The sequence below is a fragment of the Actinomyces urogenitalis DSM 15434 genome (assembly GCF_000159035.1).
In the GTDB taxonomy this organism is placed as follows: Bacteria; Actinomycetota; Actinomycetes; order Actinomycetales; family Actinomycetaceae; genus Actinomyces; species Actinomyces urogenitalis.
This window is the reverse complement of the sequence record NZ_DS999575.1, coordinates 173,294-187,226: the sequence shown is the minus strand read 5'-3', so window position 1 is coordinate 187,226 and position 13,933 is coordinate 173,294. Positions and strand designations below refer to the sequence as shown.

12 protein-coding genes and 3 pseudogenes are annotated in these 13,933 nt (G+C 70.2%); 4 read left to right on the top strand and 11 right to left on the bottom strand.

Going from position 1 to position 13,933, the window contains the following annotated elements:
- The first annotated feature begins 416 nt into the window (after positions 1 to 416).
- Positions 417 to 1,268: an LCP family protein gene (locus HMPREF0058_RS06780; protein ID WP_006549011.1), complete on the top strand. Its 852-nt coding sequence runs from the start codon at positions 417 to 419 to the stop codon at positions 1,266 to 1,268.
- 16 nt (positions 1,269 to 1,284) lie between these two features.
- Here HMPREF0058_RS06780 and HMPREF0058_RS06775 read toward each other — a convergent pair whose 3' ends face one another.
- The 5 genes from HMPREF0058_RS06775 to HMPREF0058_RS06755 all read right to left on the bottom strand — a co-directional run bounded on the left by HMPREF0058_RS06775 (position 1,285) and on the right by HMPREF0058_RS06755 (position 6,402).
- Entirely contained in the window at positions 1,285 to 2,319 is a 1,035-nt protein-coding gene (locus tag HMPREF0058_RS06775) for a HAMP domain-containing sensor histidine kinase (protein WP_006549010.1), read from the bottom strand.
- Between the two features lie 188 nt (positions 2,320 to 2,507).
- Positions 2,508 to 3,059, bottom strand: a complete 552-nt coding sequence (locus HMPREF0058_RS06770) for a response regulator transcription factor (RefSeq protein ID WP_282632560.1) — start codon at positions 3,057 to 3,059, stop codon at positions 2,508 to 2,510.
- A gap of 365 nt (positions 3,060 to 3,424) precedes the next feature.
- On the bottom strand, positions 3,425 to 4,414 hold the full coding sequence (gene galE / locus HMPREF0058_RS06765) for a UDP-glucose 4-epimerase GalE (protein ID WP_006549007.1): 990 nt from the start codon (positions 4,412 to 4,414) through the stop codon (positions 3,425 to 3,427).
- 64 nt (positions 4,415 to 4,478) lie between these two features.
- Positions 4,479 to 5,003: a 5-(carboxyamino)imidazole ribonucleotide mutase gene (gene purE / locus HMPREF0058_RS06760; RefSeq protein ID WP_006549006.1), complete on the bottom strand. Its 525-nt coding sequence runs from the start codon at positions 5,001 to 5,003 to the stop codon at positions 4,479 to 4,481.
- A 43-nt stretch (positions 5,004 to 5,046) separates the two neighbouring features.
- Positions 5,047 to 6,402: a 5-(carboxyamino)imidazole ribonucleotide synthase gene (locus tag HMPREF0058_RS06755; RefSeq protein ID WP_374044888.1), complete on the bottom strand. Its 1,356-nt coding sequence runs from the start codon at positions 6,400 to 6,402 to the stop codon at positions 5,047 to 5,049.
- Positions 6,403 to 6,462: 60 nt separating this feature from the next.
- On the opposite strand from HMPREF0058_RS06755, the gene HMPREF0058_RS06750 reads away from it, so the two are divergent.
- The 3 genes from HMPREF0058_RS06750 to HMPREF0058_RS06740 all read left to right on the top strand — a co-directional run bounded on the left by HMPREF0058_RS06750 (position 6,463) and on the right by HMPREF0058_RS06740 (position 9,201).
- On the top strand, positions 6,463 to 7,755 hold the full coding sequence (locus HMPREF0058_RS06750) for a putative hexosyltransferase (RefSeq protein WP_248597009.1): 1,293 nt from the start codon (positions 6,463 to 6,465) through the stop codon (positions 7,753 to 7,755).
- Positions 7,756 to 7,791: 36 nt separating this feature from the next.
- A complete protein-coding gene (locus HMPREF0058_RS06745) occupies positions 7,792 to 8,421 on the top strand; it encodes a GtrA family protein (RefSeq protein ID WP_006549003.1) in 630 nt (209 codons plus the stop codon).
- A 105-nt stretch (positions 8,422 to 8,526) separates the two neighbouring features.
- On the top strand, positions 8,527 to 9,201 hold the full coding sequence (locus HMPREF0058_RS06740; RefSeq protein ID WP_024035143.1) for a VTT domain-containing protein: 675 nt from the start codon (positions 8,527 to 8,529) through the stop codon (positions 9,199 to 9,201).
- Positions 9,202 to 9,273: 72 nt separating this feature from the next.
- Here the strand turns inward: HMPREF0058_RS06740 and HMPREF0058_RS13190 are convergent.
- From HMPREF0058_RS13190 to HMPREF0058_RS12705, 6 genes and pseudogenes are all read right to left on the bottom strand, one after another.
- A pseudogene (locus HMPREF0058_RS13190) lies at positions 9,274 to 9,861 on the bottom strand (efflux permease Rv1217c-related protein); the annotation flags it as partial.
- A gap of 43 nt (positions 9,862 to 9,904) precedes the next feature.
- Positions 9,905 to 10,411 (bottom strand): annotated as a pseudogene (locus HMPREF0058_RS13185) (ABC transporter ATP-binding protein); the annotation flags it as partial.
- A 79-nt stretch (positions 10,412 to 10,490) separates the two neighbouring features.
- Positions 10,491 to 11,570 (bottom strand): sensor histidine kinase, encoded by a 1,080-nt coding sequence (locus HMPREF0058_RS06730; RefSeq protein WP_040319747.1) that lies wholly within the window; start codon positions 11,568 to 11,570, stop codon positions 10,491 to 10,493.
- A 100-nt stretch (positions 11,571 to 11,670) separates the two neighbouring features.
- On the bottom strand, positions 11,671 to 12,339 hold the full coding sequence (locus HMPREF0058_RS06725) for a response regulator transcription factor (protein ID WP_006548998.1): 669 nt from the start codon (positions 12,337 to 12,339) through the stop codon (positions 11,671 to 11,673).
- Between the two features lie 138 nt (positions 12,340 to 12,477).
- Entirely contained in the window at positions 12,478 to 13,650 is a 1,173-nt protein-coding gene (locus tag HMPREF0058_RS06720) for an adenylate/guanylate cyclase domain-containing protein (RefSeq protein ID WP_081449199.1), read from the bottom strand.
- Positions 13,651 to 13,740: 90 nt separating this feature from the next.
- Positions 13,741 to 13,933 (bottom strand): annotated as a pseudogene (locus tag HMPREF0058_RS12705) (biotin--[acetyl-CoA-carboxylase] ligase); the annotation flags it as partial.

Genomic DNA, 13,933 nt, shown 5'->3' with positions numbered 1-13,933 from the left:
CACCACGCCGTCCGGCTGCCGGGCACAGCCACGCTCGTCCCGGCTCCTCTGCCGTCCCCCTGGGCTCGGCTCCGAGGCGGCCCCCCAGCCCACCCGGGTCATGCCTGCCGGGTCCCAGCACGCTGGAGCCCGCCCGCAGCCCGCCTCCTACCCGCCACGGGCCTCCTACCCTGCTCAGGCTCCCTCCGGCCCCTCCCTGCCGCCGCGTGCGCCTGCCTCGGGTCCGTCCCCGTCCCCTGACTGGCCTGCCGGCCCCCGGGGTCCCGTACCTCCGCAGCCGGCACCACGCCCGGCACGTCGACGCCGTCGCCGCCACCGGCTGCGGTGGGTAGCAGCCGTCCTCGTCCTGGCGCTGGTCCTCGTGGCTGCCCGGGTGGGTTGGGCTGGTCCACGCGATCAACTCCGGCCTCGGGCGCGTGGACGCGCTGGTCTCCTCCCCGGATACCTCTGACGGCGAGACCTGGCTGATCGTCGGCTCCGACGCCCGCGGGGCCGGCTCTGGCACCGTCCAGGACGAGACCTCCGGGGCCCGCGCGGACTCGGTCATGGTGCTCAACAAGGCGCCCAACGGCCAGACCTCACTCATCTCCCTGCCACGTGACACCTACGTGACGATCCCGGGCTACGGCGGCAACAAGATCAACGCCTCCTACTCCTTCGGCGGCGCCCCGCTCCTGGTCCAGACGGTCCAGGACCTCACGGGCCTGACCGTGGACCACTACGCCGAGGTCGGCATGGGCGCGGTGGAGCAGATGGTCGACGCCGTGGGCGGAGTCGAGGTCTGCCTGGACTATGACGTCTTTGACCCCGACTCCGGGCTGGTCTGGGACACCTCCCAGGGCACCTGCCAGCGGGTCGACGGCACCACGGCACTGGCCTACTCCCGGATGCGCAAATCGGACCCCACTGGAGACATTGGCCGCGGACTGCGTCAGCGTGCGGTGATCTCCGCCGTCGTCTCCGAGGCGGCCTCCTTCAAGACGCTGACCAGCTTCTCGCGCCAGGACGCCCTGGTTGAGGCCGGCACGCACGCCCTGACGGTGGATGACAAGACGGGCACCACGGACCTGGCCCAGATGATGATGGCCTTCCGCTCCGCCTCCTCAGCGGGCCTGACCGGGGCGCCGCCGATCTCCTCCCTGGACTACCGGCCTGGTGGCATCGGCTCGGCGGTCCTGCTCCAGGACACCACCGCGCCAGACTTCTTCGCCAAGGTGCGCTCAGGCGAGCTGACCACAGCCGATCTCAACCAGCTGGCCACGGGCTAGGCCGCACGGGCGCAGTTCAGGACTGCGCGGGCACCCGCAACGTCGTCACCAGCCCACCACGCTCACGCGCACGCAGGCTCAGCGTGCCGTCATGGGCGCGCACCACCGCGTCCACGATGGCCAGCCCCAGGCCGTAGCCGCTGCCTGACGCACGGTCCTGGCCCCGGACGAAGGGCTCGGTCAGGGACGCCAGGCTCTCGGCGTCGACCACGGGGCCGGTGTTGGTCACCGTGAGCATGAGCTCGCCGCCCCTGGACTCCAGCATGATCTCGACGACGCCGCCCACCGTGTTGTGACGCACGGCGTTGCGCAGCACGTTGAGCACCGCCTGGCGCAGGAGGCGGGAGTCACCCAGGCACAGGGCCCAGGGCTCGTCCTCGTCCTGGCCCGGCCTGGCTGCTGCCTGGCCGGGGTGGGCTCGCATGTCCAGCCTCACCCCAGCCTCCCGGGCCTCAGCGGCAACATCCTCCACCGCCTCGTGGACCAGCACCTCCAGGTCGCACGGACGCCGTCGCAGTCTCGCTGACTGCGCCTGGGCCAGGTCCAGCAGCGCGTCCACGGTCCGCGCGTTGCGGGCGTTGGTGGTTCTCACCCGCTCCAGCAGATCACGCAGCTCCTGGGCGTCAGCCTGAGGATCTGCCAAGGTGACGTCGATCATGGTCTGGATCGTGGCTAGCGGGGTCCTCAGCTCGTGGGAGGTGTTGGCCGCGAAACGCTGGTAAGAGCTCAGAGACTGCTCCAGGGAGTCAAGCATGGCGTCATAGACGTCCGCCCGCTCCCGGATCTCGTCACGCGGGCCGTCAAGGTCGAGCCGCTGGCTGAGGTCGCCGCGCGCAGCCTCTCGAGCAGCCGTGCTCATGGTCGCCAGGGGTGCCAGCACCTTGCCTGCCACGATCCAGCCGATCAGTCCCGAGGCCAGGGCAAGGGCAACCAGGACCACCACGGAGACACCCAGAATGGACAGGAGCAGCTCACGCATGACGGCGAGGTCGAGCTCAACACCGGCTGGTGTGTGCCCGGCCCCACCGAAGCTGATCTTGACCGAGGCCACCGAGGCTAGACCCCACCATCGCGATGAGGATCGCCCCTGCCCCCGTGACCAGCGCGACGTAGGTCAGGGTGAGCCGGGTACGGATCGCGGGCCGCCAGGGCCGAGGCGGCGGTGAGGTGTCCTGCGGGTGCTGATCGGGCTCGTCATGGGCGTCGTTGGTACGGTGTCGCAAACGTGTGGCCTCCGGCTCACTCACCGAAGCAGTAGCCGACGTCGGCAATCGTGTGGATCACGGGCAGTTCCCTGAGCCTCTTGCGAAGCTTGAAGATCGTCACCCTCACCGTGTTCGTGAAGGGATCGATGTTCTCGTCCCAGGCCTTCTCCAGCAGGGTCTCAGCGGACAGGACTCCGCCATCGGCCTCCATGAAGAGCTGGAGCACCGCGAACTCCTTGGGACTGAGCCGCACATTCTTGCCGTCCCGCAGGACCTCCCTCTTGAAGGGGTCGAGTCGCACGCCGTGAGACTCCAGCACCGGCCCCTGGGCCAGGTGCGTTCGCCTGCCCAGCGCACGCAAGCGCACCACGAGCTCGGGGAACTCGAAGGGCTTGGTGAGGTAGTCATTCGCCCCGAGCCGGAACCCGGCGACCCGGTCCTCCAGGGAGCGGGCGGCGGTCAGCATGAGGATGCGGACCTCGGGGTGGGTGCGAGACAGGGCGGCGCAGACCGTGTCTCCGTGGACGACGGGCAGGTCCCGGTCCAGGACGACGACGTCGTAGTCGTTGATCTCGACCTGCTCCAGGACCTAGGTGCCGTCAGAGACGACGTCGACCGCCATGGCCTGACGGCGCAGGCCCGTAGCGATTGCCTTGGCCAGGTAGGCCTCGTCCCCGGCGAGCAGAATGCGCACGTGCGCGACCTCCATCGTGTCTCGACGGTGCCGTTCACCTTGGAGCCCACGGCACCACCCCCGGTCTCCGGGCGGCCTAGCCACCTTAGGCGAGCGGCGCATAACGACAGCGTTAACACTGCCGTCACCTCTGTGCGCCAGCGGCGGTCCTGGCCTTGTCGCGTGCAGACACGGGCCTGATGTCCTACCAGCACATGCTGCCGTGTAGGACGTCAGGCCCGTGTCCCAAGCGTGTTGGTCTCGCCTTGGCAAGCGCCTCAGCCGAAGTGCGGACGGTTGGGGTCCGCCTGCCAGGAGGTGAAGGAGGAGGTGACGATGTCGTCAAGGTCGTGCTCGGCCTTCCACCCCAGGACCGTGCCGATGCGGGTGGCGTTGCCGATGAGCTGAGGCGGGTCGCCAGCGCGGCGCGGCAGCTCCTCCGGCTCCACCGCGAGCCCGGTGGCGGCGATGACCTTCGAGACGACCTCACGCACGCTCGCGCCCTGCCCGGTGCCCACGTTGAAGACGTGCTCGCTCATCTCCTCGCCGCTGGCCAGGTAGTCCAGCGCCGCGATGTGTGCCGCTGCCAGGTCACGCACGTGGATGTAGTCGCGGATGCAGGTGCCGTCCGGCGTGGGGTAGTCGGTGCCGAAGATCTTGGGGGTGTCTCCCTCGGCCAGGCGTTCGAGGACCATGGGGATGAGGTTGAGGGTCGCCATGTCTCCCAGGTCGTCCCAGCCCGCGCCAGCGACGTTGAAGTAGCGCAGGCCGGCCCAGCGCAGGCCCCAGGCGCGCTCGGCGTCAGCCATCATCCACTCGCCGATGAGCTTGGTCTCGCCGTAGGGGTTGATGGGGTGGCACTCGATGTCCTCAGGCACGACCTCCACCGGAGGCATGCCGTAGACGGCTGCGGAGGAGGAGAAGATCATCTGGTCCACACGGGCACGCTCCATGGCGAGCATCATGTTGGCCAGGCCGCCCACGTTCTGCTGGTAGTACCAGGCCGGACGCGCCACGGACTCCCCCACCTGCTTGCGGGCGGCAAAGTGGATGACGGCGGTGACCCCGCGGGACTCCATGACATCCGTCAGCTCCTGGACGGCCTCGTTGGAGGCGACGTCGAGCTGGAGAAGGTCTGCCCCCTCAACTCGCTCGGGCGTGCCGTAGGACAGGTCGTCGACCACGATCACCTCGTCCCCACGCTGAAGGAGAAGACGGACGACGTGGGCGCCGATGTATCCGGCGCCTCCGGCAACAAGGATGCTCATGGTGCCAGCCTAGTGGCACAGGCCTCCTCGCAGGCGGGTTGGAGGGCCTGACCTGCCTGGAGCCTCAGGCCTGGGCGCGGCGCTGGCGCAGGCGAGCGCCCTTGGCGTGAGCCACCTGCGCCAGCTCAGCCTGGAAGTCCCGCATGGCGCTGCGGATCCGCTCAGCCTCAGGGCCCTCGCCAGCTCCCAGGACCCGGGCCGCCAGGAGACCGGCATTACGGGCCCCGCCGATCGAGACGGTGGCCACCGGCACGCCGGCCGGCATCTGGACGATGGAGAGCAGGGAGTCCATCCCGTCGAGGTGCTTAAGCGGCACCGGGACACCGATGACCGGCAGCTCGGTGACGGCGGCGAGCATCCCGGGCAGGTGCGCCGCGCCGCCGGCTCCGGCGATGATGACGCGCAGGCCCCGGCTGGAGGCGGTGCGGCCGTAGTCGATCATCTCGGTGGGCATGCGGTGGGCGGAGACGACGTCGGCTTCGTAGCTGATGCCGAGCTCGTCCAGGGCCTGGGCCGCGGCCTCCATCGTGGGCCAGTCCGAGTCCGATCCCATGACGATGCCGACGACGGGCTGGGTGGTGGCGCTCATGAGCTTCCTTCTTCCGTTGGTGGTCAGTGGCTGGCGGGACGGTTCAGGCATCACCGCGTAGGACGGCGACGACGGCGCGGGCGCGCTCGCGCAGGGCCTCGGCCTCCTCAAGCGTGAGCGGCTGGGCCGGATCCCCTGGCAGGGTGAGGTTGACGTGCCCGAGCTTGCGCCCTGGGCGCCACTGCTTGCCGTAGAGGTGGATACGGGCCTGCGGGTCGACCGCGAGCGCGCGTGCCAGGGCGCCAGGGCCCGGCTCGTGCTGGCCACCGAGGTAGTTGACCATGACGGTGGCCCGGGCGACCGGCTCGGTCGAGCCCAGCGGCAGGTCGGCCACGGCCCGCAGATGCTGGGCGAACTGGCTCGTCACGGCCCCGTCCTGGGTCCAGTGACCAGAGTTGTGCGGGCGCATAGCCAGCTCGTTGACGTACAGCGCGGTGGGCTGGCCCGGCTCCTCGACGGCGAAGAGCTCGACGGCGAGGACTCCGGTCACCCCGAAGCCGGTGGCCACCGCGCGGCCGATGCGCTCGGCCTCCCGGACAGCGGCCTCATCCAGGCCCGGGGCCGGGGCGAGGACCTCGGAGCACACGCCGTCAGCCTGGACGGACTGGACCACGGGCCAGCAGGCAACCTCGCCGCTGGGGCTGCGCGCCAGCAGGACCGCCAGCTCACGGGTGAAGGCCACGGCCTCCTCCAGCAGCAAGCTGGTCACGGCCGCACCTCCCAGGCTTCCCCCGCCTCCGGTCTGAGCGCTGCGGCGTCCCTCACGCGCGGCAGCCGTCTGAGCAATCCACTGACTGGCCTCGCCCTGGTCAAGCTCAGCCGGAGAGTGCACCAGCAGGACCCCGTGACCGTCGTAACCGCCTCGTGGGGTCTTGATGACCAGGGGCCATCCTGTGACCTCACCGAAGGCGAGGATCTGAGCGCGCATCTCCTCCTGGCTGCCGGCGGCCTCGCTCCACCGAGGCTGAGGCAGGCCGGCCTGCGCCATCGCGCGGCGCATCGCGAGCTTGTCACGTGCCAGCTCCAGGGCAGCAGGGGTGGGCTGGACCGAGACCCCCTCGTCCTCAAGCTGACGCAGCAGATCCGCGTCCTGGTGCTCATGCTCGAAGGTGAGGACGTCAGCGGGTGCCGCGGCCTGCAAGCTGGCAGCGTCCTGACTGGGCCGAGCCTGTCCGGTCACCACCCGGCGGACTGCTGCGGCGTCGTCGGCCAGTCCCACGGGCGCGTCCACGGTGACCTGGGCGGTCGAGCCGTCCGGAGCCTCGACGAGCGCACGCAGGTGGATGCCCAGTGCGCTGGCCTCCTCCTGCATCATGCGGGCCAGCTGGCCTCCTCCGATGACGGCCACGACGGGCTCACGGTCAGTGACAGCGGGGGACACGGTGCGTGGAGCGCTCACAGGCCCAGGCTACCTGCCCCGTAGGCTGGACAGGTGCCCACCACCTCTCGCCTCGGCGTCGTGCCCGCTTCATCAGCCTCGGACGCCTCAGCCACCCCCACGCCCCCACCTCCGGCCGGGTCTCGGACCAGCCCCAGCTTCTCCCGCCTGCCCCGCACCGCGCAGGTCCTCCTCATCTGGGCCTGTGCCTCGGCGCTGACGGCCCTGCTGGCCCGCCTGGGCGCGCAGGACACTCCCGCCACGTACTGGGGGCCCGCGGCGCCGTCGTGGAGCACGCATGTGACCTTCTGGGACTCGGGGTGGTACCAGCGGATCCTTGAGGAGGGCTACCCCACCCAGCTGCCGCTGGACGAGTCAGGCAACGTAGCCCAGAGCACCTGGGCCTTCATGCCCTTGCTGCCGGTACTCGCTGGTCTGCTGACCTGGACCGGGATGTCCTTTACCGCCAGCGCGACGGTGGTGAGCCTGGCGTCCTCGGCGACGGCGGCCGTACTGACCGACCGTTGGCTGGCCCCGCGCGTGGGAGCCAGGACCTCGCTGTGGGCGGTGGTGCTGGCCTGGTCCGGTCCGTGCGCGCTCGTGCTGCAGATTCCCTATGCCGAGTCCCTGGCGCTGGCCCTGGCAACAGGCGCCTTGCTGGCGGTGAGCCGACGCCGTTTCCTCCTGGCTGCTCCGCTCGTGGCACTGGCCGCGATCGCTCGTCCCGTCGGGCTGCCGCTAGCCGTCGGCTTCGGGCTGTGGTGGCTGTGGGAGACGGCCAGCGACCGTGGCTGGCGCTGGGTACCAGCCCGAGTAGGCGCGGTGAGCGCCGAGGTGGTCCGGGACACTGACGTGCCCACGCCCCTGGCGGCCCAGGAGCGCCTGCAGCTGGCGGTCCTGACAGCGTGGAGCCTCGCCTGCGCCCTGGCCTGGCCCGCCCTGGCCTGGGCCACGACGGGACGGATGGATGCCTACACCGCGACTGAGACCGCGTGGCGGGGCAGCCACCTGGCGCCCTTCCAACCCTGGTTCACGCGTGCGGGCTGGTGGGTAGGCGACCACCTGGGCTGGGCGCTGCTCATGGCCGTGCTGGCCCTGACCGCGCTGGCGCTGGGCTCACGTGCGCTGCGGGCGCTGGGACCGGAGGCCTGGACCTGGTGCCTGGGCTACGTGCTCTACCTCCTGGCCTTCTTCGATCCCACCACCTCCCTGTTCCGCCTGCTCCTGCCGCTGACACCCCTGGCCTGGGCGCTGGCCTCGGCGTGCACCAAGCGAGGCCGCCTGGCACTGGCCTGTGCGTGCCTGGCCGGACAGGCTCTGTGGATCAGCTGGGTATGGGACTACTCCAGCATCTCGATCCTGTGGGTGCCCTAAGGGGCCACCACGCTGCCACGGCTTAGGATCACCCCCGTGCCCAGCGCAGAGATCAGCACCTCAGCCCAGTCAACCCCACCGGCTTCCTTACGCGAACGCGTGGTGGCCTGGGTGCGCGAGTTCATCCAGTTCGGGCTGGTCGGGGCGTTGTCCTTCATCATCGACCTGAGCCTGTTCAACGTGCTGCAGCACGGGCCGATCGGCGTCCTGGCCGGGCACCCGAACACAGCCAACGTCGTCAGCGCGACGATCGCCACGATCTTCTCCTGGGTTGCCAACCGCTTGTGGACCTACCGGGGCCGCACCCAGGCCAACGTGGCTCGCGAGGCTCTCCTGTTCACCTTCGCCAACGTCGGCGGGGTGCTCATCACCCAGTTCTGTCTCTTCTTCAGCCACGAGGTCCTGGGCCTGCACTCGCCGCTGGCGGACAACGTGGCGGCCTACGTCGTCGGCTTTGTCCTGGGCACGGCCTTCCGCTTCGTCTTCTACCACTACATCGTCTTTACCGGCACCCCTGACCAGCCCGCCTCCCCCACCGCGGTCCACGGCGCCGTCGTCGGCGGGGTACCCGCCACCCGCGCAGGTGGCGGCCTCCCGGACGAGGCTGAGGAGCAGAGCGCGTCCCCCTCCTCCACGAACGTGCCCGATCGCACTGATGAGATGTGACGTGCCGGCCAGGCGGGCATGAGGATCCTTCCTTAGCCTGGCCCCGTGACCTCACTCGCAACTGCCACAGCCCTGGCCACCAACCTGGCCTCATCCCTACCTACTATGCCTGCTCCCGCCCTCGGGCCGGACTGGCTGGACCCGGCCAATATCATCACCACCTTCGTCGGATGGATCGGCCCGTGGGCCATCCTCGGCGTCATGCTCGTCATCTTCGCCGAGACCGGGCTGCTCGTCGGCTTCTTCCTGCCCGGTGACTCCCTGCTGTTCACGCTGGGGATGTTCGTGGCCATGGGCGAGGCCGACCCGACCAAGGGGGTCCCGGTCCACATCTGGATCGCTGCGCCGCTGGTGTGGCTGGCAGCCATCGCCGGCAACCAGACCGGCTACTTCATCGGTCACAAGGCCGGCCCCGCGATCTTCAACAAACCGGACTCGCGTCTGTTCAAGCAGGAGTACGTCGAGCGCACCAGTGCCTTCTTCGCCCGCCACGGTGGCAAGGCGGTTACCCTGGCGCAGTTCGTGCCGATCGTGCGTACCTTCACCCCCGTCATGGCAGGCGTGGGCAAGATGCACTACCGCCACTTCCTGGGCTTCAACCTCCTGGGAGCGACCTTCTGGGCTTTCGGCATCACGTGGCTGGGCTACTTCCTGGGCAACATCACCTGGATTCAGGAGAACATCGACATGATGATCCTGGCGATCGTCTTCGTCTCCCTGCTGCCGATGATCATCTCCGGCCTGGTCAGCAGGCTCAAGGCCAGGCGCGCAGGCGCCTGAGCCGCGGCTGGCCACGAGGCCTCGCCTGCCCACGCCACGCGCGGCAGACGAGGCCTCGTCGTCGAACCAGCCTCACGCGGTCATGAGGTCACGACGGCGCAGGCCCACGATCCCCGCCCCCACCAGGGCTGCGGCGACCACCGTCATGAGGGCCAAGGCGCCCCAAGAGACCTCCTGAGCCGGGTACTGGCCGATGTGGTGGAAGACGGAGGTGGCCAGCACGGCGTCGTCGAGCCCCATCATCTGCCCGAACACCGTCAGCATCGCCCCGTAGACCTCCAGCGCCCAGACCAGCCCCACCAGGCACGGGGCCACGCCGTAGAGCAGGAGGCCGGCTCCCAGCAGCACCCATGCCTCCGGTACGTGGACCACCACGCTCACCAGTGCCGGCCACCACAGCCCGCCCTGACCGGTCGCGGCGACGGCGCCCACGGCCGTGCCCAGGCCGCACACCAGCGTCAGCCACAGGCTCCCGGCACCGGCGACCACGACCCATGCACCCATCCATCGCGCACACGAGACCGCCACGGAGAGCACGGGCTCGGTGCGCCGCCCCTGCTCCCCAGCCTTGAGGCCCTGGACGGCGAGGATGGCGAAGACCGAGATCATGACGGACATGAAGACGCCCATGAAGCCGAGGAAGCCGTCCACGATTCCCTCCGCTCCCCAAACAGCTGAAGCAGCTCAGCGGGCATCGCGTCTGCGCCGTCGGCTCATCCAGGAGCAGCAGCTCAACGGGAGAGGCGAGCGCTGCGATGAGCGCGACCTTCTGCCGGTTTCCCTTGGAGTAGGTCCGTCCCTTCTTGCGGGGGGGGTCGAGCTCGAAGCGCTCGATGAGCTCATCCCTGCGCCGGGTATCGACCCCGCCACGCAGGCAGGTGAACAGGTCGATCGCCTCGCCTCCGGTCAGCCCCGACCACAGCTCGACGTCGCCAGGCACGTAGGCCAGGCGGCGGTGCAGATCCACCGCGTCCCTCCAGGGGTCGCCTCCCAGCAGCCGCACGGTTCCGCGGTCCTGGCGCAGGATGCCCAGCAGGATCCTGATCGTGGTGGACTTGCCGGCGCCGTTGGGGCTCAGGAGGCCGTGGACCTCGCCAGGGGCCACGTGGAGGTCGAGGCCGTCGAGGGCGCAGACGGAGCCGTAGCGCTTGGTCAGGCCGGAGATGCTGATGGCTGCCTGGGCGGGGTCAGCATGCGTCGTGGTGCTCATGAGGCGCTCTCTGCGGGTGTCGGGACGGGGAGAGGTCAAGGCACGGCGGCCGCCTGGCCAGGAGATCGGGCTCTCGTGCTCAGAAACGACGACGGCGCCCCACGCTCACCAGGGCCCCTTGCGGCAGGACCTTGTTGGGGTCCAGACTCTTGGGCACGGCGTTGAGCAGCACGGAGAAGACCGGCGGGCGACGCTGGGACAGCTCGATCCGCCCGCCGTCGGCCTCCACCAGGTCCTTGGCCAGCGCCAGGCCTACCCCCGTGGAGCCGTGGCCCGAGACCGAGCGCTCGAAGACGGTCGGGGCCAGCTCGTCGCTGACGCCCTCGCCCTGGTCAGCGATGTCAATGAAGACGCCGTGCCCGCCCTTGGCGCTGCGCACGCTGACCGAGGTGGTCCCCGCCCCGTAGCGCAGCGAGTTCTCGATCACCGTGGCCAGGACCTGCGCCAGGGAGCCGGGGGTCGCCAGGACCGGCAGCCCCACCTCGTCCCACAGCACGATCTCGCGCCCGGCAGCCTGGAAGGCCGGCTCCCACTCCTCCCGCTGCTGGTCAAAGACGTCGCTGAGGTGCAGCGCCTCGGTGCTCCCACCGCCGGTGCGCCGCGAGACCCGCAGGAGGTCCTGGACCACCCCGGTCAGCCGGTCGACCTGCTCGATGCAGGCACGCGCCTCCGCCCGGGTCTCCTCGTCCCCTGCCAGCAGCTCCATCTCCTCCAGGCGCAGGCTCAGCGAGGTCAGGGGCGTGCGCAGCTGGTGGGAGGCGTCCGAGGCGAACTGCCTCTCTGCCGCCAGGCGCCCGGCCACGCGCTCAGCCGATCGCACGAGCTCAGCCTGGACCAGGTCGATCTCCTCGATCCCTGAGCGTCGTAGGCGTGGACGCACCTGGCCGCTGCCCAGCTGCTCCGCCTCAGCCGCCAGGTAGATCAGCGGCGCCGAGATCCTCCGGGAGGCGCGCGCGGCCACGATATAGGCCGCGATGAGGGCCACGGCCGTCAGCGCCACGATCGTGAGGATCACCGTGACCACCACCTGCACGCGGTCCTCGGAGTCCCGCATCGAGCGCATGGCCAGGGAGACCCAGGCACCGCCCAGGGGCACACCGAGGATGAGGACGGCAACAAGGACCGCCCCCATGGTCATCTGCATGGCACGACGTCGCATCGGTGGTCAGTCTTCCTTCCGGTCGTGGGGAGCACAGCGCCCCGACCCCCACCGGGGCCGGGGCGCTGAGTCGATCAAGCTGGAGCCACAGGCCCAGGACTCACACGGACAGTCGGTAGCCTCCGGCGTCCGCCACGAGCAGCGCAGGTGCCTCGACGTCGTCGCCAAGCTTGCGACGCAACCAGGTCACGTGCATGTCCAGCGCCTGCTGGCTGGCCGTCGGGTCCTCGCCCCAGACCTCCTTGAGGATGTCCTCGCTGGCCGTCACGGCACCGCCGGCGCGCACGAGCACCCGCAGGAGCTCGAACTCACGCGTGGTCAGCTGCAGCTCACGCGAGCCGACGAAGGCGCGGTGCTGCGCGACCTCGACCCGCACGTCCCCGACGCTCAGGTCCTCCTCGGTGGGCTCGCCCGAGGCGCGGCGCACCTGGGCGCGCACACGCGCCAGCAGCTCGGCCAGGCGGAAGGGCTTGGTCACGTAGTCGTCGGCACCCGCGTCCAGGCCGACGACGAGGTCGGTGGCCTCCGAGCGCGCCGTGAGCATGAGGATGGGGGTGGTCAGCCCCTGGGACCGCACCTGACGGGCCACGTCCAGGCCGTCGATGTCGGGCAGTCCCAGGTCCAGCACGATGATGTCAGCGTCGGCAACCTCGGCGAGGGCGCCCTTGCCGGTGCCGTGGGCGCGCACCTCGTAGCCCTCACGCCCGAAGGCGCGAGCCAGCGGCTCGGAGATGGCCGGATCGTCTTCGACAAGAAGCACAGTCGTCATACCTACGGATCGTAGGCGACTGAAAGCCCTCACGTCATCATCCGGGCGGATGAATTGTGACTGCCGTCTCGCACCGTGGCCCTCTCAGCTCCCCCGCAGGGGAGGAACCGACCCGGTCGCGAGGCGGCCACAAGGGCGTCAGCGTCCGCCGCCAGACCGCTCCAGGGACCAGGGCACGATGTTGCCCAGCCCCTTGGCCACCACCTCGTGGCACTCACGCACCACGTAGCGCTGCGCCTGGGGCCCGCGCATGATGGCGCGGGCGGTCGGCTCATCCATGCGGATCCCGCCAGGCTCAGCGGTGTCCACCAGACGGGAGGCGAGGTTGACCGGCGGGCCAAAGACGTCCCCCGAGCGCGAGACCACCCGCCCCTGCACCAAGGAGGCACGCACCCGAATCATCTCCGGCCCGCGCTGAAGCTCCTCGACCAGGGCGGTGACGACTCCGGCAGCGGTCGTCACGTCGTCGGCGATGTACATGACGGCATCACCGATGGTCTTGACCACGCGGGCGCCGCGGGAGGTCACGACGTCGCGCGCCGTGTTCTCGAAGTCCGTCAGCATGGTCTCCAGCTCCGTGCGCCCCATGGTCTGGGCCCGCTGGGTGAAGGAGACGATGTCGACAAAGCCGAGGGAGCGAGTCAGCGGGTACAGGTCCGGCCCGGCCTCCTCCTTGCCGCGCTTGGCCACCTCGGACTCGGTGCGCGAGAGCAGGGCCGTCAGGTGCCGGCGCCAGACGTAGTCGAGCTGGGTGCGCAGCGGCTCTAACAGCTCCTCGATCCGGTCCAGCGCCACGAGCCGGGCCGAGGTGTCATCAAGGTCGTAACGCTGGGCGACGTCGGAGACGAGGGTCTCCAGCTGCCACAAGACCAGGCGGTCCATCGTGTAGGACTGGGCACGCAGCATCTCCAGTGCGCTGGAGGTGGCCAGGCCGCCAACAGCCCCCTGGCCGCCGACGCATCCTGAACCGTCCTGCGAGGCCTGCCCACCCAGGCCAACCACCTCGGCCAGAGCCCGCAGTGCCTCGACGTCAGCCTCAGTGAAGCGCACGGCGTCCGGCTGGGCGTCAGCGAAGCCCATCGCCCTCCAGAAGCGGCGCGCCAGCTCCACGCCGGTCCCGGCCTCCTGAGCCACCTGCTGGAGCGTGAGGCTGGGCACGGCCCCGAGCAACCGCTTCTCGTGACCGCTGATCGTGTCCCAGGCGGCCGGGTGCGGCGCAGTTCCATCAACGCCAACACGGTCAGGGGCACAGGCACCGATGCCGGGTGAGGGCGTCTCCGGCAGGTCTGAGGTCTGCGGACGGGAAGGCATGCGGAGCCCGCCTCCTACGGGCTGGTGGGGCTCAGGCTGGTCAGTCACCACGCAACAGTAGCGCAGATCACATGAGAACGCTCACCCGGGCTACTCGCCCTCCCGAGCCTCCTCCACGTCACCGGCCTGGACCAGGACCTCGCCCTGCGCGCCTCGCAGCACGAGGCCAGGGCGCAGGTCGATCACCTCGCCACGCACCACCCCGGCGGGGGTGCGCACACGCACTCGCCGGCCCAGGCTCCAGCACACCTCGCGCAGCCGCCCACCCAGGCCCGCGTGCCGG

What these genes read in the sequence shown, in the direction of transcription:
- galE (WP_006549007.1), bottom strand. Translation starts at nt 4,414, where the DNA reads ATGAGCATCCTTGTTGCCGGAGGCGCCGGATACATCGGCGCCCACGTC.
- purE (WP_006549006.1), bottom strand. Translation starts at nt 5,003, where the DNA reads ATGAGCGCCACCACCCAGCCCGTCGTCGGCATCGTCATGGGATCGGAC.
- HMPREF0058_RS06740 (WP_024035143.1), top strand. Translation starts at nt 8,527, where the DNA reads ATGCCTGCTCCCGCCCTCGGGCCGGACTGGCTGGACCCGGCCAATATC.
- HMPREF0058_RS06730 (WP_040319747.1), bottom strand. Translation starts at nt 11,570, where the DNA reads ATGCGACGTCGTGCCATGCAGATGACCATGGGGGCGGTCCTTGTTGCC.
- HMPREF0058_RS06725 (WP_006548998.1), bottom strand. Translation starts at nt 12,339, where the DNA reads ATGACGACTGTGCTTCTTGTCGAAGACGATCCGGCCATCTCCGAGCCG.
- HMPREF0058_RS06720 (WP_081449199.1), bottom strand. Translation starts at nt 13,650, where the DNA reads ATGCCTTCCCGTCCGCAGACCTCAGACCTGCCGGAGACGCCCTCACCC.